The 19,820-nt window shown below is 68.1% G+C and carries 16 protein-coding genes and 2 pseudogenes; 12 read left to right on the top strand and 6 right to left on the bottom strand.

Features of this window, described 5'->3' with window-relative positions:
* The first annotated feature begins 62 nt into the window (after positions 1–62).
* The 3 genes and pseudogenes from ACFQE0_RS03765 to ACFQE0_RS03755 all read left to right on the top strand — a co-directional run bounded on the left by ACFQE0_RS03765 (position 63) and on the right by ACFQE0_RS03755 (position 4,839).
* Complete coding sequence (locus tag ACFQE0_RS03765) at positions 63–1,886, top strand: extracellular solute-binding protein (protein ID WP_378975249.1); 1,824 nt, start codon at positions 63–65, stop codon at positions 1,884–1,886.
* A pseudogene (locus tag ACFQE0_RS03760) lies at positions 1,883–3,731 on the top strand (extracellular solute-binding protein). Before ACFQE0_RS03765 ends, ACFQE0_RS03760 begins: the two are co-directional and overlap by 4 nt.
* Positions 3,732–3,735: 4 nt before the next feature.
* Positions 3,736–4,839: a microcin C ABC transporter permease YejB gene (locus ACFQE0_RS03755; RefSeq protein WP_378967194.1), complete on the top strand. Its 1,104-nt coding sequence runs from the start codon at positions 3,736–3,738 to the stop codon at positions 4,837–4,839.
* A gap of 1 nt (position 4,840) precedes the next feature.
* On the opposite strand, the gene ACFQE0_RS03750 is transcribed toward ACFQE0_RS03755, so the two are convergent.
* Positions 4,841–5,347, bottom strand: a complete 507-nt coding sequence (locus tag ACFQE0_RS03750; RefSeq protein WP_378967191.1) for an Rrf2 family transcriptional regulator — start codon at positions 5,345–5,347, stop codon at positions 4,841–4,843.
* Positions 5,348–5,481: 134 nt separating this feature from the next.
* Between ACFQE0_RS03750 and hmpA the strand changes: the two genes are divergently transcribed.
* Complete coding sequence (gene hmpA / locus ACFQE0_RS03745; protein WP_378967189.1) at positions 5,482–6,705, top strand: NO-inducible flavohemoprotein; 1,224 nt, start codon at positions 5,482–5,484, stop codon at positions 6,703–6,705.
* 91 nt (positions 6,706–6,796) lie between these two features.
* A complete protein-coding gene (locus tag ACFQE0_RS03740; RefSeq protein WP_378967186.1) occupies positions 6,797–7,300 on the top strand; it encodes a GNAT family N-acetyltransferase in 504 nt (167 codons plus the stop codon).
* A 4-nt stretch (positions 7,301–7,304) separates the two neighbouring features.
* Here ACFQE0_RS03740 and ACFQE0_RS03735 read toward each other — a convergent pair whose 3' ends face one another.
* Both ACFQE0_RS03735 and ACFQE0_RS03730 read right to left on the bottom strand, forming a co-directional pair.
* The gene (locus tag ACFQE0_RS03735; protein WP_378967184.1) at positions 7,305–8,465 is read right to left on the bottom strand and encodes a multidrug effflux MFS transporter; all 1,161 of its coding nucleotides are present in this window, start codon (positions 8,463–8,465) and stop codon (positions 7,305–7,307) included.
* Between the two features lie 178 nt (positions 8,466–8,643).
* A complete protein-coding gene (locus tag ACFQE0_RS03730) occupies positions 8,644–9,585 on the bottom strand; it encodes a c-type cytochrome (RefSeq protein ID WP_378967182.1) in 942 nt (313 codons plus the stop codon).
* 268 nt (positions 9,586–9,853) lie between these two features.
* Between ACFQE0_RS03730 and ACFQE0_RS03725 the strand changes: the two genes are divergently transcribed.
* Positions 9,854–10,597 carry a 3-deoxy-manno-octulosonate cytidylyltransferase gene (locus ACFQE0_RS03725; RefSeq protein WP_378967179.1) on the top strand — a complete coding sequence of 248 codons (744 nt, stop codon included), beginning with the start codon at positions 9,854–9,856 and terminating at the stop codon, positions 10,595–10,597.
* 14 nt (positions 10,598–10,611) lie between these two features.
* Positions 10,612–11,466, top strand: a complete 855-nt coding sequence (locus tag ACFQE0_RS03720) for a prephenate dehydratase (protein ID WP_378967177.1) — start codon at positions 10,612–10,614, stop codon at positions 11,464–11,466.
* A 20-nt stretch (positions 11,467–11,486) separates the two neighbouring features.
* Here the strand turns inward: ACFQE0_RS03720 and ACFQE0_RS03715 are convergent.
* A pseudogene (locus tag ACFQE0_RS03715) lies at positions 11,487–12,211 on the bottom strand (tyrosine-protein phosphatase).
* Between the two features lie 163 nt (positions 12,212–12,374).
* Here ACFQE0_RS03715 and ACFQE0_RS03710 point away from each other — a divergent pair.
* On the top strand, positions 12,375–12,881 hold the full coding sequence (locus ACFQE0_RS03710) for a GNAT family N-acetyltransferase (protein WP_378967175.1): 507 nt from the start codon (positions 12,375–12,377) through the stop codon (positions 12,879–12,881).
* A 103-nt stretch (positions 12,882–12,984) separates the two neighbouring features.
* Entirely contained in the window at positions 12,985–13,518 is a 534-nt protein-coding gene (gene ppa / locus ACFQE0_RS03705) for an inorganic diphosphatase (protein ID WP_378967172.1), read from the top strand.
* A gap of 9 nt (positions 13,519–13,527) precedes the next feature.
* Here ppa and ACFQE0_RS03700 read toward each other — a convergent pair whose 3' ends face one another.
* The gene (locus ACFQE0_RS03700; RefSeq protein ID WP_378967170.1) at positions 13,528–14,793 is read right to left on the bottom strand and encodes an FAD-dependent monooxygenase; all 1,266 of its coding nucleotides are present in this window, start codon (positions 14,791–14,793) and stop codon (positions 13,528–13,530) included.
* Between the two features lie 129 nt (positions 14,794–14,922).
* Here ACFQE0_RS03700 and tesB point away from each other — a divergent pair, with 129 nt between their 5' ends.
* From tesB to ACFQE0_RS03685, 3 genes are all read left to right on the top strand, one after another.
* On the top strand, positions 14,923–15,786 hold the full coding sequence (gene tesB, locus ACFQE0_RS03695; RefSeq protein WP_378975247.1) for an acyl-CoA thioesterase II: 864 nt from the start codon (positions 14,923–14,925) through the stop codon (positions 15,784–15,786).
* 290 nt (positions 15,787–16,076) lie between these two features.
* Positions 16,077–16,415, top strand: coding sequence for a P-II family nitrogen regulator (locus ACFQE0_RS03690; RefSeq protein ID WP_238248428.1), 339 nt, complete (start codon positions 16,077–16,079; stop codon positions 16,413–16,415).
* A 100-nt stretch (positions 16,416–16,515) separates the two neighbouring features.
* The gene (locus ACFQE0_RS03685; RefSeq protein WP_378967167.1) at positions 16,516–18,021 is read left to right on the top strand and encodes an ammonium transporter; all 1,506 of its coding nucleotides are present in this window, start codon (positions 16,516–16,518) and stop codon (positions 18,019–18,021) included.
* 72 nt (positions 18,022–18,093) lie between these two features.
* Here ACFQE0_RS03685 and serA read toward each other — a convergent pair whose 3' ends face one another.
* On the bottom strand, positions 18,094–19,701 hold the full coding sequence (gene serA / locus ACFQE0_RS03680; protein WP_378967165.1) for a phosphoglycerate dehydrogenase: 1,608 nt from the start codon (positions 19,699–19,701) through the stop codon (positions 18,094–18,096).
* Positions 19,702–19,820 lie beyond the last annotated feature (119 nt).

Below are 19,820 nucleotides of genomic sequence, written 5' to 3'. Positions count from 1 at the left end.
GCTTAAGCGTGATGCAGCCCGTGACCCGCCGCCTGTTCAACGGCACCCTCCTGGCGGCCTGCATGGTCGGCCCGGCCCATGCGCAGCCCGCCCCGCCCGATGCGAACGGCGAATGGACCCACGCCATCACGCTGATGGGCAAGCCGAAATACGGCCCCGACTTCACGCATTTCGACTATGCCGACCCCAAGGCCCCCAAGGGCGGCCTGGTGCGCCTCGGCTCGCAGGGCGGCTTCGACAATTTCAACATCGTCGTCTCCGGCCTGAAGGGGGATCTCGAAGGCGGCATCCAGCAGATCTACGATACGCTGACGACCGAATCCTCCGACGAGCCGTTCAGCTCCTACGGCCTGCTCGCCGAGGCGATCCGTATCGCCCCCGATCTTGGCTCGGTCACCTACCGTCTGCGCGAGGGCGCCAAATGGCATGACGGCAAGCCGATCACGCCCGACGACGTCACGTGGTCCTTCGACGTGCTGAAAGCGAATTCGCCGTTCTACGCCGCCTATTACCACACGGTCTCGAAGGCCGAGGCGACGGGCCCGCGCGAGGTGACCTTCACCTTCTCGGAGAAGGGCAACCGCGAGTTGCCGCAGGTGATCGGCCAGTTACGGGTGCTGCCCAAGCATTGGTGGGAGGGCAAGAACGCGGACGGCCGCCAGCGCAGCGTCACCGAGACGAGCTTGGAGATCCCGCTGGGTTCCGGCCCCTACAAGCTGGAGAAGTTCGAGCCCGGCCGCACCGCCACCTATACCCGCGTCGCGGATTACTGGGGCAAGGATCTGCCGGTGAATGCGGGCCGCAACAATTTCGGCACCATCCGCTACGAGTATTTTCGCGACGGCACCGTGCTGGTCGAGGCGCTGAAGGGCGACCTCTATGATTTCCGCGTCGAGAACATCGCCCGGAACTGGGCGACGGCCTACGACGACTTCCCGGCCGTGAAGGACGGGCGCTTGATCAAGGAAGCCTTCCCCGACAAGGGCACGGGCATCATGCAGGCGTTCGTGTTCAACACCCGCAAGGACAAGTTCAAGGACCCGCGGGTGCGCCGGGCGTTCAACCTCGCCATGAACTACGAGGAGATGAACAAGGCGCTGTTCTACGGCCTGTACAAGCGCATCGACTCGTATTTCTTCGGCTCCGAACTCGCCTCCTCCGGCCTGCCCGAGGGGAAGGAGCGGGAGGTCCTTGAGAGCGTGAAGGACAAGGTTCCGGCCTCGATCTTCACCACGCCCTACAAGAACCCGGTCAACGACAGCCCTGAGGCGGTGCGCGCCAACCTCCGCGAGGCGGTACGCCTGCTGCGCGAGGCGGGCTACGAGTTGAAGGGCGGCCAGATGGTCGACAAGTCGGGCACGCCGCTGACCGTCGAGTTCCTGGAATTCCAGAACACGTTCGAGCGGGTGATCCTGCCGTTCTCGGCCCAGCTGAAGCTGATCGGCATCGGCGCGACCCTGCGCGTCATCGATCAGGCGCAGTACCAGAATCGCATCCGCAATTTCGACTTCGACATCACCACCACGGGGTGGGGCGAGTCGCTCTCGCCCGGCAACGAGCAGCGCGAATACTGGGGGTCGAGGGCGGCCGACACGCCGGGCACGCGCAACCTCATCGGCATCAAGGATCCCGGCATCGACGCGCTGATCGAGAAGGTGATCTTCGCCCCCGACCGCGAGGGCGTCATCGCCGCCACCCGCGCCCTCGACCGGGTGCTGCTCGCGCATGATTTCGTGGTGCCGCAATGGGCGTCCGACCGGCAGCGGACGCTGCGCTGGAACCGGTTCAACCACCCGGCGATATTGCCGCTCTACGCCAATTCCGGCTTCCCGACGACGTGGTGGTACGACGAGGCACTGGCGGCGAAGACGGGGGCGCCCCGGTGAGGGCGACGCGGCGCGGCCTCGTCCTCGGCGGTCTCGCCGCCGCAGCCCTGCCGCGCCCGGTCCGCGCCGCCGCGCCGGACGAGAGGCATGGGCTGTCGAGCTTCGGGGACCTCAAATACCCGAAGGACTTCGCCCATTTCGGCTACGTGAACCCCATGGCCTCCAAGGGTGGGCGGTTCTCCGGCCAGTTGGCGGCCACGACGGGCAACCAGTCGCTCGGCACCTTCGACACCCTCAACATCTACGTCCTGCGCGGATCAGGCGCAGCGGGGGTCAACCTGACCTTCGACAGCCTGATGACCCGCGCCCTGGATGAGCCGGACGCGATCTACGGTCTCCTCGCCCGCTCCGTGACCGTCAGCGAGGACGGCCTGACCTACGGGTTCGAGCTCCGGCCGCAGGCGCGCTTCCACGATGGCTCGAAGCTTACCGCACGGGACGTGGCGTTCAGCCTGAAGATCCTGCGCGACAAGGGCCACCCCGAAATCGCGGAGACGATCCGCGACATGACCGATGCCCGCGCCGAGGGCGAGGGGCACGTCGTCGTCACCTTCGCGCCGGGCCGCGCCCGCGACCTGCCCCTGATCGTCGCGCAATTGCCGGTCTTCTCGGCCGACTATTACGCCAAGCGCGATTTCGAGGCCTCGACCCTCGACGCGCCCCTCGGCTCGGGCCCCTACCGTGTCGCCTCCGTCGATCCCGGCCGGTCCATCGGCCTGGAACGCGTGCCCGATTACTGGGGCGCCGAGTTGCCGGTGAATGTCGGGCGGCACAATTTCGAGAGCCTGCGCTACGAGTATTTCCGCGATCGCACCGTGGCCTTCGAGGCGTTCAAGAGCGGCGCCTTCACCTTCCGCGAAGAGTTCACCGCCCGCGTCTGGGCGACGGGGTACGACTTCCCCGCCGCCGTCGAGGGGCGCGTGGTCCGTGAGACCGTACCGGATGCCCGGCCCTCGGGCACGCAGGGCTGGTGGATCAACGAGCGTCGGCCCCCCTTCAAGGACCCGCGCATCCGCGAGGCGATCGGCCTGTGCTTCGATTTCGAATGGGCCAACAAGAACCTGATGTTCGGCGCCTACAAGCGCACGGCCTCGTATTTCGAGAATTCCGAGCTCGAAGGCCAGCGGCCCTCCGGGGCCGGAGGAGCCGGCCCTGCTGGCGCCGTTCCGTGATAGGCTCCCGGCCGAGGTGTTCGGCGAGCCCTGGCAGCCGCCGGTCTCGGATGGATCGGGGCAGGACAGGGCGCTGCTCAAGCGCGCCGATGCGCTGCTGCGCGAGGCGGGGTGCACCCGCAACGGCAGCGAGATGCGCCTACCGGGCGGCCAGCCGTTGACCCTCGAGATCCTCGATGACGACCCGGTCTTCCAGCCGGTGACGCAGCCCTTCATCCGCAACCTCGGCCTCGTCGGCATCAAGGCGTCGAGCCGCATGGTGGATCCGTCGCAATATCAGTCGCGGCTGAAGGATTTCGATTTCGACCTCACCCCCCGCCGCTATTCGGGCGGCGTCTCGCCGGGGGCGGAACTGCGCGACCTCTACGGCTCCCGCGCCGCCGCGACGACGGGTTCGAACAACCTGTCCGGGATCGCGGACCCAGCGGTCGACGCGTTGCTCACCGCCATCGCCGGGGCGCAGTCCCGCGAGGCTCTCACCGTGGCCTGCCGGGCGCTCGACCGGGTGCTGCGCGCCGGGCGGCACTGGGTGCCGATGTGGTACTCGGCGCAGCACCGCCTCGCCCTGTGGGACGTGTTCGGACGTCCGTCCAACCCGCCGAAATACGATCTCGGCGCCCCCGCGACGTGGTGGTTCGACCCCGACAAGGCCCGGCGGATCGGGCGGGAGTGACCCGATGCTGAGCTACATCCTTCGCCGGATCGGCCTGATGATCCCGACCCTGCTCGGGATCATGCTGATCACCTTCGCCATCGTGCAATTCGCCCCCGGCGGCCCCGTGGAGCAGGTTCTGTCCAAGCTTCAGGGACAGAGCGAGGGGTCGCTGTCCCGCGTCACCGGCGGCAGCGGCGATCTCGGCGGTGGGTCGCGCGGCGGGAATGGCGGCGCCAGCAATTCCAATTATCGCGGCGCGCAGGGGCTTAGCCCCGAATTCATCGCCAAGCTCGAAAAGCAATTCGGCTTCGACAAGCCGGCGCCAGAGCGGTTCGCGCTGATGATGTGGAACTACATCCGGTTCGATTTCGGACGCAGCTATTTTCGCGACGTCAGCGTCATCCAATTGATCCGCGAGCGGCTGCCGGTCTCGATCTCCCTCGGTCTGTGGATGACGCTCCTGTCCTACGCGATCTCGATCCCGCTCGGCATCCGCAAGGCCGTGAAGGACGGCGAGCGGTTCGATCGCTGGACCTCGGCGGTGGTGATCGTCGGCTACGCCGTGCCGGGCTTCATGTTCGGGCTGATGCTGATCATCCTGTTCGCGGGTGGATCCTTCTACCAATGGTTCCCGCTGCGCGGACTGACCAGCGAGGGGTGGGAGACCTTCACCCCCTGGCACAAAATCACCGATTACGCGTGGCACATGGCCCTGCCGCTCACCGCCCTGGTGATCGGCGCTTTCGCGACCTCGACCCTGCTGACCAAGAACTCGTTCCTCGACGAGATCCGCAAGCAATATGTGCTCACCGCCCGGATGAAGGGTCTGTCCGAGCGCGGGGTGCTCTACGGGCACGTCTTCCGCAACGCGATGCTCATCGTCATCGCGGGCTTTCCCGGCGCCTTCATCTCGGCCTTCTTCACCGGCTCGCTGCTGATCGAGACGATCTTCTCGCTCGATGGGCTCGGGGAACTGTCCTTCCGCGCCATCGTCGGCCGGGATTATCCGGTGGTCTTCGCGACCCTGTACATCTTCTCGCTGATCGGACTTGCGGTGAACCTGCTCTCCGACCTGATCTACGTCTGGATCGATCCGCGGATCGACTTCTCCGCCCGGGCGACCTGACTCAGGTTTCCGCCAGCGCAGAGCCTGGCTTGGCAGGGTCGGCCTTGGCAGGGTCGGCCTTGGCAGGGTCGGGCTTGGCAACGCCCAGGATGCGGGCGATGTCGCCTGCCTCGGGATCGTTCAGCAGATCCGCCAGGGTGTAGCCGTCGAGCACGGCGAGGAAGGCGGACAGCGCCTCGCCGAGCGCCTGCTTCAGCCGACACGGCGCGGTGATGACGCAGGCGCCGGAGGCGAAGCACTCCACGAGGGCGAGGTCGTCCTCGGTTTGCCGCACCACCCGCCCGATCACGATCTGCTCCGGTGGAAGGGCGAGGCGCAGTCCGCCGCCGCGGCCGCGAATCGTGCGGATCAGCCCCAATCGCCCGAGCTGGTGAACCACCTTGGTCAGGTGATTCTCCGAAATCCCGTAAGCGCGGGCGATCTCGCCGATCGAGCTCTGCGCGGGCTCTTGCAAGCCGACATAGATCAGCGAGCGCAGGCTGTAATCTGTGTAGCGGGTCAGGCGCATTTTGAATTCCTCACCTTCCGCTTACCACGAAGCGCGAAGCCGCGCCTCTCGGTAGCGGGAAACATGTATTTTATTTGCATGTTTGAGCAGCTGCGCGCATAAGGTTCATGTCAGATGCATCTTAAGAGCCTGCCATGCCGACCCCTCTCAGCCCCGCGACGATCGCCCTGATCAAGGCGACCGTTCCCGCCCTGGAAGCCCACGGTCTCGCCATCACCCGGCGCATGTACGAGCGCTTGTTCGAGAACCCGGAGATGCGGGATCTCTTCAACCAGTCGCATCACGGCGAGACCGGCTCGCAGCCGAAGGCCTTGGCGCAGGCGGTGCTGGCCTATGCCCGCAACATCGACAACCTTTCCGTCCTGGCGGGCGCGGTGGAGCGGATCGCGCAGAAGCACGTCGCGCTGAACATCCTGCCGGAGCATTATCCGCATGTGGCGGGCGCGCTACTTGGGGCCATCGGCGACGTGCTGGGCGATGCGGCCACCGCTGAGATCTGCGCTGCCTGGGGCGAAGCCTACTGGTTCCTCGCCGAGGTGCTGATCGGCCGCGAGGCAGCGATCTATCGCGACCTTGCCAGCGGCACGGGCGGCTGGAACGGCTGGCGCGACTTCGTGGTGGAGAGCGTGACACCGGAAAGCGAGACGATCCGCTCCTTCGTGCTCGTTCCCGCCGATGGCGGCCCGGTGCTGCGGCACAGGCCCGGCCAGTATCTCGGCTTCCTGTTCGACATACCGGGCCACGGCGGCCTGAAGCGCAACTACTCCATCTCCAGCGCCCCGAATGGTTGTGCCTATCGCATCACCGTCAAGCGCGAAGGCATCGCGTCCACGTGGCTGCACGAGCAGGTGAAGCCGGGCGACCGGCTCAGGCTCGCGCCCCCGGCGGGCGACTTCTTCCTCGATTCGGACGTGTCCGATCCCGTCGTGCTGGTGAGCGGCGGTGTCGGGCTCACGCCGATGATGAGCATACTGGAGACCCTGGCCGCCGAGGGACGCGACCGGCCGGTCTGGTACGTGCACGGAGCCCTGAACGGGCGGGTCCACGCCCTGGGCGAGCGAGCCCGGACGCTCGCCGCGCACCATGGCGGCGTCGAACTCGCCACCTTCTACGCTGCCCCCGGAAAATCGGACCGGCAGGGAAGCGATTACGACCATCACGGCCTGATCACCGCCGAATGGCTGGTCGCCAACACGCCTCAGGCGCGGGCGACCTACTATCTCTGCGGCCCGAAGGCGTTCCTGCGCGATCTCCTCAACGGACTTCTGCGCCTCGGCGTCCCGGCCTCGCGGGTGAAGTACGAGTTCTTCGGCCCCGCCGACGAATTGATCGAGGACGAGGCGCGTCAGGCTGCCTGACGTCAGCGGCGGCGCGCGCCGAGCCGGTTCCGGTTTGCCGCCGCGCCTCCGCACTGTTACGCGGCTCACGTTTCCGCGGAGCCGCCACGCCGTGACCTCACTCTCCCTCGTCGTCCGCCCCGAGCGGACGGAGGACGCCCCCGCCATCGCCCGCCTGGAGTCCCGCGCCTTCGGGCCCGGCCGCTTCGCGCGCACCGCCTATCGCCTCCGCGAGGGCAACCCGTACCGGCTCGATCTCGGCGTCACTGCCTCCGTGGGCAGCTTCCTCGTCGGCTCGGTGCGGATGAGCCCGGTGCGGGCGGGGGAGGCGGGCTTCCTGATGCTGGGGCCGCTCGCGGTCGATCCGAGCTTCGAGGGGCGCGGGATCGGCTCGGCCCTGACTCATGCCGCCATCGATGCCGCGCGAGAGGCGGGCGAGGGCCTCGTGATCCTCGTGGGCGACGCGCCCTATTACACGCGGTTCGGTTTCACGCCCGTGCCGCCGGGCCAACTCGCCATGCCCGGCCCGGTCGATCCCGCCCGGCTGCTCTGGGTCGAGTTGCGCGAAGGCTTCGCCGCCACGCTGTCCGGCGTGATCCTGCCCGCAGGCCGCTGAGGGTTCAGCCCCGCCGCAGGGACAACGCGGCGATCAGCCCGGCCGCCAGCAGCGTGAGGGCGACCGGCGCCGCCGAGGTGGCCGGCCATGCCGTCGCGGCGGCGGTGAACAGGGCACCGAAGCTCATCTGCGTGAAGCCATAGAGGCTCGAGGCCGAGCCCGCCGCGTGCGGATCGACGTTCATCAGCCCCGCCACGGCGTTGGGGCTGAGGATGCCGACGCCGACCGCGTAGAGGAAAAGGGGCAGGATCAGCGTCTCGACCTGAAGCAGGCCGGCCCTGTCGATCGCGAGGAGCGCCAGCGCCGAGGCGATGCAGACGATGTTGCCGCTACGGGCCGCGCGCAGGATCGAGACCCGGCTCGCGATGCGGCTCGCCAGCACCGCGCCCGCTACCATGCCGAACACCACCAGCAGGCAATCGAACCCCACTTCCTGCGGTGAGCGTCCGAGCCGGTTGACGAGCAGGAACGGCGCCACCGCCAGGAAGGCATAGAGACTCGTGCCGCCGCATCCCCCGGCGATGAGATAGGCCCGGAAGGCGGGCAGGCGCACAAGACGCAGATAGGCCGCGAGCACCGCCACCGCCCCCGGCAGGGCGACCTTCTGCCGGTTGGTCTCCGGCAGGATCACGATGACCAAGGTCCCCAGGATGGCGACGACCAGGGCCAGCAGGATGAACACCGCCCGCCAGCCGAAGGCGTGGCTCACCACGCCGCCGATGGCCGGGGCGAGGGCGGGCGTAAGCGTCATGGCCGTGACGAGGATCGCGAGCTTGCGCGCCGCGTCCTCCCGGGTGGACACGTCGCGCACCATCGCCCGGCCGATCACAAGGCAGGAACAGGCGCCGAGCGATTGCATCGCCCGCGCCAGCAGCAATACCCCGAGATTGGGCGCGGGAATCGCGAGCAGCAGCCCCGCGAGATACAGCGCGAGCCCACCGATCAGGACCGGTCTGCGGCCGTAGCGGTCGGACAGGGGCCCATAGAGCAACTGCCCGCCCGCGAGGCCGATCAGGTAGACCGTGATCGTAGACTGGATGCCCGCCGCGTCGGTGTGAAGGTCCAGGGCGGCGGCGGCCAGGGCAGGCACGAAGATGTGTAGCGCCACCGTGCCCGTCATCGTCACCGCGACGAGAAGGGCGAGCGGCGCCTGTCGCGGCGTCATGGGTCGGGTCACGTCGTCCGGCAAAGGGGCATCCTCTGCGCTTCTGCTGCACCAACCGCTAGAGCATTTTCCGCGGCAATGGACGCCGGTCAGAGCGAGAAACGCGCCGCGCCGCCGTCCTGCGCCTCAAACGCAAAAGGCCGGGCGATCAGCCCGGCCTTCCGTTCCCGCGCGGCGCCTACTGCTTGGGCGTGCCGACGTCGAGTTCCTTCGCCTTCTCCACCGCTTCCGGGTTCGCCTTGGCCGGCGGCTCCTTCGTGGCGGGGGCGGAGGGGGCGTTCTGCTCGGCCGGGATCAGGCTCGACGGCTGACCCGTCTGGTCGCTGTCATGCGCGTTCGCGGGCGGGGCCGGAGCATTGCGGTCGCTACCGTTGCCCTCGGGGCGCGGGCTACCCGGGGGCTTCTCGATCGCAGGCTTGGCGGTGCTCGTGTCGGCGGGCTTGGCCGGCGAATCCTTGCCCTCGGAGCCCTTGTTCAGGGCGGGCTTGTCAGCGCTCGGCTTCTCGACCGCCGGGGCAGCGGCAGGCTTGTCGCCTTCCTTGGCGGCGGCGGGCTGAGCCGCGGGCTTGTCCGCAGCCTTCTCGGCGGCGGGCAGCGGCTTCGGGCTGTCGGACAGGCTGCGCAGATAGGCGATGACGTTCGCGCGGTCCGTCGGCGAGGCGATGCCCGCGTAGCTCATCTTCGTCCCCTTGGCATAGGCCTTGGGGTTCGTCAGGAACTCGTCGAGATCGGCATAGGTCCAACTGCCGCCCTTCTCCTTGAGGGCAGCCGAGTAATCGAAGCCCTCATGAGCGGCCTTCTTGCGCTCGACCACGTCCCACAGGTCCGGGCCGACCTTGTTCGGGCCGCCCTTCTCGAAGCTGTGGCAGGCTTGGCACGCCTTCGTGCCGCCCTGGCCCTTCTCGGCGCTGGCGCTGGCGAGCCGCACGGCGATGGGCTCGACCTTCGCATCGGACGCGGCCGCAGCAGGCGCCTCGGCCGCCGCCTCGGGCAGGTCGTAGCCCGCCTTCCCGGCGGGTTTCGGGTGGTAGATGAGCTCGGCCACGAATCCCGAGCCGGCCGCGAACAGCAAGGCGCCGAGCACGGCACCGGCGATCTTGTTCACCTCGAACGAGTTCATGGGCCTCTCTACGTTCCCGGCCGCACCTGCGCGGGCTGACCCGGTCGCAAGGCTGCACTCTGGAAGGCTTCGAGGGTGCCTTAGCCGCTTCGCACCGATCTTGACAATGGCGATGCGCGGGGTCGCGGGGTCGCGGGGGGCGGTGCCTGCAGGATTCTGCCGGTATTGTCACCGTCCTGCCTATGCAGAGGCCCGGCACTCGTCCCTGGGGACGACAATCGGGACATGGCCTGATATGCACCCGAGCCCTCCACGGACCCTTCGAGCCATGTCCGATCCCCTGGTCCTCATCCCGGCGCGACTCGCCGCCACCCGCCTGCCGAACAAGCCCCTGGCCGACATCGCGGGCGAGCCGATGATCATTCATGTCTGGCGCCGCGCGGTGGAGGCCGGAATCGGCCCCGTCGTGGTGGCGACGGACACGCCGGAGATCGTGCAGGTGGTCGAGGCGGCGGGCGGTCTCGCCGTGCTGACGCGGCCGGACCATCCGTCGGGGTCCGACCGCCTCGCCGAGGCGCTGGAGAGCATCGACCCGGAGGGGCGGCACGACGTGGTCGTGAACGTTCAGGGCGACCTGCCGACCATCGATCCGGCGATCATCGGCGCCGCCGTGGTGCCGCTCTCGGACAAGACGGTCGATATCGTGACGCTCTGCGCGCCGATCACCCATCCCGACGAAGCGGACAACCCCAACGTCGTGAAGCTGGTGGGTCACGAGGTGGCGCCCGGCCGCCTGCGCGCGCTCTATTTCACCCGCGCCCGCGCGCCCTACGGCCCTGGGCCGCTCTGGCATCACATCGGCCTCTACGCCTACCGCCGGAAGGCGTTGGTCCGATTCGTCGCCTTGCCGCCGGGCGAGTTGGAGACCCGCGAGAAGCTGGAACAGCTGCGCGCCCTGGAAGCGGGCATGCGCATCGACGCGGTGATCGTGGACGACCTGCCCCTCGGGGTCGACACCCCCGAAGATCTCGAAAGGGCGCGTGCCGTGATGCAGCGCCGCCGCCTCAACTGAACCCGATAGAGACGATGTCCCCCCGCACGATTTCCTACCAGGGCGAGCCCGGCGCCAACTCGCATATCATCTGCTCCCAGGCCTATCCGGACTGGTCCTCCCTCCCGTGCCCGACTTTCGAGGATGCCTTCGCGGCGGTGACGGAGGGGCGCGCCCAGAGGGCGATGATTCCGATCGAGAATTCCCTGGCCGGGCGCGTGGCGGACATCCACCACCTGATCCCGACCTCGACCCTTCACATCGTGGCCGAGCACTTCCTGCCGATCCACTTCCAGCTCATGGTTCTGCCCGGCACGCCGGTGGAGGCGCTGAAGAGCGTCCACAGCCATGTCCATGCTCTGGGCCAATGCCGCCGGATCATCCGCCGCCTCGGTTTGCGCTCGGTGGTGAGCGGCGACACGGCAGGGGCCGCGCGAGAGATCGCCGAGGCGGGTGATCCGAGCCGCGCCGCCCTCGCTCCGGCGCTGGCGGCGGAGGTCTACGGCCTCGAGATCCTGATGCGCGACGTCGAAGACGCCGCCCACAACACCACGCGCTTCGTGGTGTTCTCGCCCGAGCCGGAGCCCCTTCCGGGTGAGGGGACCTTCGTGACGAGTTTCGTCTTCCGCGTCCGCAACATTCCGGCGGCCCTCTACAAGGCGCTCGGCGGCTTCGCGACGAACGGCGTCAACATGACGAAGCTCGAAAGCTACATGATCGAGGGCGAATTCACCGCCACGCAATTCTACGCCGAGGTCGACGGCCATCCCGAGGAGCCGGGCTTGCGCCGGGCGCTCGACGAACTCGGCTATTTCTCGCGCGAATTGCGGATCATCGGCACCTACCCGGCCCACCCATTCCGCGAGATGGCCCGGCCTGCGGCGGAGTAGGGCCGAGAGCGGGGCCTCCCCTATTCCCGCCGGATCACCCTGTCCACGACCATGTCTGACCAGAAGCCAGTCCGGAAATCGCGCTTGAGGGCGTCCGGGTCGTAAGCGGTCTCGACCCAGGTCAGGAAGTCGAGGCCCTGGGGCTCTCCCTCGGCGAGGTAGCGGTCGAAGAAGGCGTCGAGGATGCCGGTCTTGGCGAAGCGGAAATGGCCGTAGCGGGCCGAGAGCTGGCGCGCAGCCTCGGCGACGGGGCGTCCCTCGTGTAGGATCAGGTAGAGGGCCGCCGCGAGGCCGCCCGGTCGGCGCCCGACTTGCAGTGCATCACCGCCGGGTACTCGATGCCCTCGAAGAAGGCCTTGGCGGCGAGGATCGTCGCCTTGTCTGGTGCATCGCGCGAACGCAGCACGAACTCCACCAGCGTGAGCCCGTGGCGCTCGCAGGCCTCCCGCTGGAGCGGCCAGGAGCCGTGCTCTCGCCCCCCGCGCAGGGAGATGACCGTGCGCACACCCTCGGCACGGAACCGCGCGAGCTGGTGCGGGCCGGGCTGGGCCGAGCGCCAGATCTTGCCCCTGCCGACCCGGTGGCGGTTAAGATAGGCGAGGCGGAAGACGCCGTGGTCGACGAGCAGCATGTTGGCCCAGGCCATGAGCCGACTGCCTGCGCCGCCGATCGGCTGCTCGAAGCGGGCGATGCGGGCCAAACGGCGGGCGGAGCGCGTCTCGGGCTTGAGGAAACGTTTGAGCACGATGTGTCCGGAAGGCGATCGGCCGCCTGTACCAGCAGGGCGGAGGCCCGGCAAATGCGATGCGCCGAAACGGCGCCGATCTTGCCTTCACTCTGCCCGGATCCGCATCGAACCTGCGCCGGATCCGGGGGTTGTTTGCCGACAGAGACGGGAGGCCGAGCCGATGACCACGCGCACGACGAGCATCCGCCGGGCCAGGGAAGCCGACCTCGGCGGCTTGTCACGGGTGTTCGATGCGGCTTGGCGCGAGGCCTATCGTGGGATCATCCCCGGCGTCGCACTGGAGCGGCTGATCTCCGGCCGGGGGCGGACGTGGTGGAAGGCGGCCCTGAACCGGGGGCGGCCCCTCGCCGTAGTGGAGACCGGCGATTCCGTGGTCGGCTATGCCGCTTACGGGCGCGCCCGCAGCCGCACCCTCGGCACCGACGGGGAGATCGACGAACTCTACCTGATGCCGGAATATCAGGGGCTGGGCCTCGGGCGCCGCCTGTTCCGTGCGGTGCATAACGATCTCGCCGATCACGGTCTCGGGCGGCTCGGCGTCTGGACGCTGGAGGACAATAGCCGGGCAGGCGCCTTCTATGAAAGCATGGGCGGAAAACGTGGGCCGCTCGTGCCGGATCGAGTCGGCGGAATCACCCTGGCGAAGGTCGGCTACGTGTTCGTTTGAGCGAACGCTTTCCCCGTTTCGTTGCTAAAGGGCAATTTCCAGCCGACGCCCGCATGTCTATGAGACGCTCAGCGCGGCCATATCCGCCTCAGGGAGCGACCCCATGAATATCGACGCGATCTCGATCGGCAAAAACCCGCCGGATGACGTCAACGTCATCATCGAGGTGCCGCTCGGTGGCGAGCCAATCAAGTACGAGATGGACAAGGAATCCGGCGCGCTGGTCGTCGACCGCTTCCTCTACACCCCGATGTTCTATCCGGGGAATTACGGCTTCATCCCTCACACCCTCTCCGGCGACGGCGACCCGTGCGACGTGCTGGTTGCCAACACCCGCGCCATCATCCCCGGCGCCGTGATGAGCGTACGCCCCGTGGGCGTGATGGTGATGCAGGACGAGGGCGGCGAGGATGAGAAGATCATCGCTGTGCCGTCGCGCCGCCTGACCAAGCGCTACGACCGCGTCGAGAACTACACCGACCTGCCCGAGATCACGATCCACCAGATCCAGCACTTCTTCGAGCACTACAAGGATCTGGAGCCCGGCAAGTGGGTGAAGTTCGTCCGCTGGGGCGACAAGGAAGAGGCGCACCGCCTCATCGCCGAGGGTATCGAGCGGGCCAAGAACAAGGCCTGAGGTCCGTCCTCACCGCATCAGGCGCGGCACGCTCTGGCGTTGCTGCGCCGCCTCGCGGATGAAGAAGCCCTTCAAGCCCGGCAGCTTGTCCACGAGGCCTAGGCCGAAATCGCGAGCGAGCCGCAGGGGCAAGGCATCGTTCGAGAAGAGCCGGTTCAGCCCATCTGTGGCGGCGGCCATGGCCAGCGTGTCGAACCGGCGGGCGCGCTCATAGGCCTTGAGCACGTCCGGGCTTCCGGGATCGAGGCCTAGGCGCATCGCATCGCTCACCCCCTCTGCCAGGGCCGCCGCGTCGGCGAGGCCGAGGTTCAGGCCCTGGCCGGCGATGGGGTGAATGACGTGGGCGGCATCGCCCAGCAGCGCGAGGCGTTCCGCCTGGAAGGCCCGCGCGAGGCCGAGCGACAGCGGGTAGCTGTGCGGCCCGTGTTCAAGGGCGATCTCCCCGAGATCCAGGGTGAAGCGCCGGGCGATCTCGCCCAGAACCTCGTCGGCATCGCCGGAAAGCAGCGCCTCCGCATCCGTCTTCCGCTCCGTCCAGACGATGGAGGAGCGGTGGCCGAGGGTGCCGCCATCCCGCAGGGGCAGGATCGCGAAAGGGCCGGATGGCAGGAAATGCTCGAAGGCCCGGCCGTCATGCGGTTTCGCATGGCCGATGGTCGCGACGATGCCGACCTGCGGATAGGACCAGCCGACCCAGCCGATCCGCGCGGCCTCGCGCAGGCGCGAACGGGCGCCATCGCAGGCGACGAGGAGATCCGCCGTGATCGTCTCCCCCGTCGACAGTTCGGTCCGCATCGCCCCGCCCTCGCAGGTTGCGCGGATCACTGCCGCCTCGACGAGCGACACGCCCGCGCCGAGGCAGGCCTCCCGCAACGCCGCGCCGAAAGGCTCGGCCTCGACCATGTGGGCGAAGGGCTCGTCCACTTCGAGCGGAGTGTCACCGAAGCTCAGGAACGATGGCCGTACCGGATCCGCGAGGCGGCTGTCGCTGATCACCATGCGGGTGATCGGCTCCACCGCATCCGTGATGGCCTCCCATACCCCGAGCCTCGTGAGCATGCGGCGCCCGCCTGCCGCGACGGCGTAGGCCCGGCCGCGATGGCGTTCCGGCGCGGCCCCGCCGGGATCGAGCACGGCAACCTGGAGCGCCGCGCCGTTGGCGTGCTTCAGGGCGAGCGCGAGGGTCAACCCGGCGAGGCCGCCTCCGGCGATCAGCACCGTGCGGCTGCCCGGGCGGGCGCCGTTCCGGGCCGATGCGAGCGCGCTGGCCGTCATCGCAAGTCTCCGTTTCCCCAAGGCGGCCGATGGACCGCGCGGATGCACAAGCCTATGTCGCATCCGAACCTGGAACGGAAACCCCAGGCCTGCGGATCCCCCCGAATGTCCGATGCCGACACCGACGCGATGACCGAGGCGGTCGCCGAACTCATCGCCATCCTCGATCTGGAACGGCTGGAAAACGACCTGTTCCGGGGCCACAATCCCAAGACCGGCTGGCGCCGCGTGTTCGGTGGGCAGGTTGTCGCGCAGGCCCTGGTCGCCGCCCAGCGCACGGTATCCGCCGATCGCCCGGTTCATTCCCTGCACGCCTATTTCCTGCTGCCGGGCGATCCGCGCATCCCCATCGTCTACGAGGTGGAGCGCCTGCGCGACGGTCAGAGCTTCACCACACGCCGGGTGAAGGCGATCCAGAACGGCCGGGCGATCTTCGCCACCACGGTCTCATTCCAGATCGTCGAAGACGGCTTCACCCACCGGCCGGAACGGCCCGACGTCCCGGGTCCGGAAGGATTGCCAGGCGGGCGGGAGATCGCCGCGATGGCCGGGCTCGCCCTGCCCGAGGCTATCGCGGCCTATTTCGCGCGGCCACGGCCCATCGACCTGCGCCCGGTCGATCTGCGGCGCTATCGCGGTGGTGAGCCGCGTGGACCTGTCTTCAACGTTTGGCTGCGCGCTGCGGCGACGCTGCCCGACGATCCTGCCCTTCACCGGGCGGTTCTGGCCTATGCGTCCGACATGACGCTGCTGGATGTGGCGCTGATCCCGCACGGACGCTCCGTGTTCGACCCGCAGGTCCAGGCGGCGAGCCTCGACCACGCCCTGTGGTTCCACGGGCCGGTCCGCGCGGACGAGTGGCATCTCTATGCGCAGGATAGTCCGGCCGCCGCCGGGGCCAGGGGCTTCGCCCGCGGCCAGATCTTCGATCGCGAGGGGCGGCTCGTTGCTTCGGTCGCTCAGGAAGGTTTGATCCGGCCGCGTCTGGATTAAAGGATGAGTTAGGACGTGGGCGGCGCCTTTCGCGTCGCCCTACGCTGTTTGTGCGCAATATGCCGGTTCCGTGGGCATTCGTTTTTGCCCGTTGTCCAACGTGTAGGCAATCGACCGTCTAATTTTCGGGCAGCTTCGGTTCGTGGGCCATCGTTACGGCCGAGCTTGGCTGGCACAGTCCTTGAATAGGGGTGGGCAACCGCAGGCCATCCTGGCCGTGTGGGCCACCCGGATCCCTCGCTGCGCTGGTTCGGCGTCGGATCCCAAGTATTCAACAGGGGGTGCCACCCATGAAGATCGTGATGGCCATCATCAAGCCGTTCAAGCTGGAAGAGGTGCGCGACGCCCTCACCGGCATCGGCGTGCACGGCCTGACGGTGACCGAAGTGAAGGGTTACGGCCGTCAGAAGGGCCATACCGAGATCTATCGCGGCGCCGAATACGCCGTCAGCTTCTTGCCGAAGCTCAAGATCGAGGTGGCGGTCGCCAGCGACCTGACCTCCAGCGTCGTCGATGCCATCGCGGGTGCCGCCCGCACCGGCCAGATCGGTGACGGCAAGATCTTCGTGATGCCCCTCGAGAAGGCGGTGCGCATCCGGACCGGCGAGACCGACGCCGACGCCCTCTGAGCGAAGGGGCAGCGCCGGTCCGCCCGGCTGCGCCCGTTCGATCCACCCCATTCCCTCTCCGACCTTCCACACCGCTTTAGCGACCGGGAGCCTCGTGCCCATGAAACTCCGTACTGCCCTCTCGCTCGGCTTGGGAGGAGCGGCGCTTGCCCTCCTCTTGGTCGAGCCCTCGCTCGCGCAGACGCCAGCCCCCGAGGCCGCCGCTGCGGCCACGCCCGCGGCGCCCATTCCGAACAAGGGCGACACCGCCTGGATGCTGATCTCTTCGGCCCTCGTGCTGATGATGAGCGTGCCCGGCCTCGCCCTGTTCTACGGCGGTCTCGTCCGCACCAAGAACATGCTCTCGGTTCTCACCCAGGTCTTCGCGATCGTCGCGATCGCCGGCCTGCTCTGGGTGTTCTTCGGCTATAGCCTTGCCTTCACCAATGGCGGCGGCATCAACGACTTCGTCGGCGGCTTCTCGAAGGTCTTCCTGAAGGGTGTCGATCCGAACTCGACCGTCGCCACCTTCTCGAACGGCGTCGTGATCCCCGAATACGTCTACATCTGCTTCCAGATGACGTTCGCCATGATCACCCCCGCGCTCATCGTGGGCTCCTTCGCGGAGCGCATGAAGTTCTCGGCGCTGGTCGTGTTCGTGATCCTCTGGGTCACTCTGATCTACTTCCCGATGGCCCACATGGTTTGGTACTGGGGCGGTCCGGATGTGGTCGCGGGCGCTGCCAAGGCTCTGGCCGCGGCCACGGACGACGCCTCGAAGGCCAGCGCGCAGGCTGCCCTCGACGCCGTCAACAAGGATGCCGGCTTCCTCTTCCAGAAGGGCGCCCTCGACTTCGCCGGCGGCACCGTGGTGCACATCAACGCCGGTATCGCGGGCTTCGTCGGTTGCCTGATGCTCGGCAAGCGCATCGGCTACGGCCGTGACCTGCTCGCTCCGCACTCGCTGACCATGACCATGATCGGCGCCTCGCTCCTGTGGGTCGGCTGGTTCGGCTTCAATGCCGGCTCGAACCTCGAGTCCAACGGCACCGCCGCGCTCGCCATGCTCAACACCTTCGTCGCCACCTGCGGCGCGGCGGTGGCCTGGCTGTTCGCCGAGTGGGCGCTCAAGGGCAAGCCGTCGCTGCTCGGCATGGTCTCGGGTGCCATTGCCGGCCTCGTGGCCGTCACCCCGGCCTCCGGCTTCGCCGGTCCGATGGGCTCGATCGTCCTCGGCCTCGTCGCGGGCGTGGTCTGCTTCATCATGTGCTCGACCGTGAAGAATGCCCTCGGTTACGACGACTCGCTGGACGTCTTCGGCGTCCACTGCGTCGGCGGCATCCTCGGCGCCCTCGCGACCGGCATCCTCGTCGATCCCAAGCTCGGCGGCGTCGGCATCCCCGACTACACCACCAAGCCGGGTGAGCTGGTCGTCGGTGCCTACGACATGATGAGCCAGGTCATCGTGCAGGCCGAGGCCGTCGGCCTGACCCTGCTCTGGTCGGGCATCGGCTCGGCCATCCTCTACAAGCTCGTCGACCTGACGATCGGCCTGCGCGTCACGCAGGAAGAGGAGCGCGAGGGCCTCGACATCGCCGATCACGGCGAGCGCGCCTACAACTACTGAGCGGCACGCTTTGACGAAGAAGGCCCCGGCTCTCGCGAGCCGGGGCCTTTCTCGTTTGCGATTCCAATCCGTTCAGAAGCGCACCGCCCGCACGCGCTTCACCTGCGGGATGGCGGTGATCTGGGCCAGGACTTCGTCCGGTACCCGGCCATCCACCGCCACGAAGGCGATGGCGTCGCCGCCCTCGCGCTCACGGCCGAGGTTGAACGTCGCGACGTTCACCCCCGCCTCGCCGAGCAGGCTCCCGAACCGGCCGATGAAGCCCGGCTTGTCGTGGTTGCGTACGAACAGCATGTGCGGCGCGAAGGCGGCATCCATGGCGATGCCACGGATTTCGATCACCCGCGGCTTGCCGTCCTGGAACACGGTGCCCGCCGCGTCGCGCGGCATGTCCTGCGCATCGACCGTGATCCGCACCACCGATTCGAAGTTGCTGTGCGCGCCGCCCCGGCGAACTTCATCGACGACGATGCCGTGCTCGTGCGCCAGCGCGGGAGCCGAGATCATGTTCACGTCGGAGCGGAAGGCCCGCAGCACCCCGGTCACCGCCGCCGCTGTGAGGGCACGGGTGTTCATCTCGGCTACCGCGCCCTCGTAGATGACGCGGATGCCGGTGACTGGCGCCTCGGTGAGTTGGCCGAGGAACGATCCGAGCTTTTCGGCAAGCTCTACGAAGGGGCGCAAACGTGGCGCCTCGTCGGCGCTGATCGCCGGAAAGTTCACCGCATTGGCGATGGCCCCGTCCACGAGATAGGCCGAGATCTGCTCGGCCACCTGCAATGCCACATTCTCCTGGGCCTCGGCCGTCGAGGCGCCGAGATGAGGCGTGCAGATCACGTTGGGATGCCCGAAGAGGGGATTGTCCTGCGCGGGCTCGACGGCGAACACATCGAGCGCCGCCCCTGCCACGTGGCCGGAATCGAGCGCCGCGCGAAGCGCGACCTCGTCCAAGAGCCCGCCGCGTGCGCAATTCACGATGCGAACTCCAGGCTTCGTCCGGGCGAGCGCCTCGGCCGAGAGGATATTGCGCGTCTTGTCCGTGAGCGGCACGTGCAGGGTGATGACGTCGGCCCTGGCCAGCAACTCGTCGAGCTCGACCTTCTCGACGCCGAGCGCCACGGCGCGCTCCGCCGAGAGGAACGGATCGTAGGCGATCACCTTCATCTTCAGGCCGATGCCGCGTTCCGCGACGATGTCGCCGATATTTCCGCAGCCGACCACGCCGAGGGTCTTGGCGGTCAGCTCGATGCCGAGGAAGCGGTTCTTTTCCCACTTCCCGCCCTGCGTCGAGGCATCGGCCTGCGGGATCTGGCGAGCCAGGGCGAACATCATCGCGATGGCATGCTCGGCGGTGGTGATGGCGTTGCCGTGGGGCGTGTTCATCACGATCACGCCCTTCGCCGTCGCGGCGGGGACATCGACATTGTCGACGCCGATCCCCGCCCGGCCGATCACTTTCAGCCGGGTCGCGGCCTCCAGGACCTTGGGCGTCACCTTGGTGGCAGAGCGGATGGCGAGGCCGTCATACGCGCCGATCTCACGGATCAGCGCATCACGGTCCTTGCCGAGTTCGGGACGAAAATCGATTTCGATGCCGCGGTCCCTGAAGATGCGGATCGCCGCCTCGGAGAGGGCGTCGGATACGAGGACTCGTTTGGGGGGCAGGGTCTGCGCGGGCATGGGGCCTCCGGCGCTGGAAGGGGATTGGGCGTGCGTTCGCAGGGCGCCGCCGCTTCTCGCGGCGTGCCTGACACCCTCGCCGTCATTGCGAGCGCCAGCGAAGCAATCCAGGGCTGCGG

Source organism: Methylobacterium komagatae (genome assembly GCF_042661665.1).
Classification (GTDB): Bacteria; Pseudomonadota; Alphaproteobacteria; order Rhizobiales; family Beijerinckiaceae; genus Methylobacterium; species Methylobacterium komagatae.
Note: the sequence above shows the minus strand (reverse complement) of the source record. Positions and strands in the feature narration are given on the sequence as shown.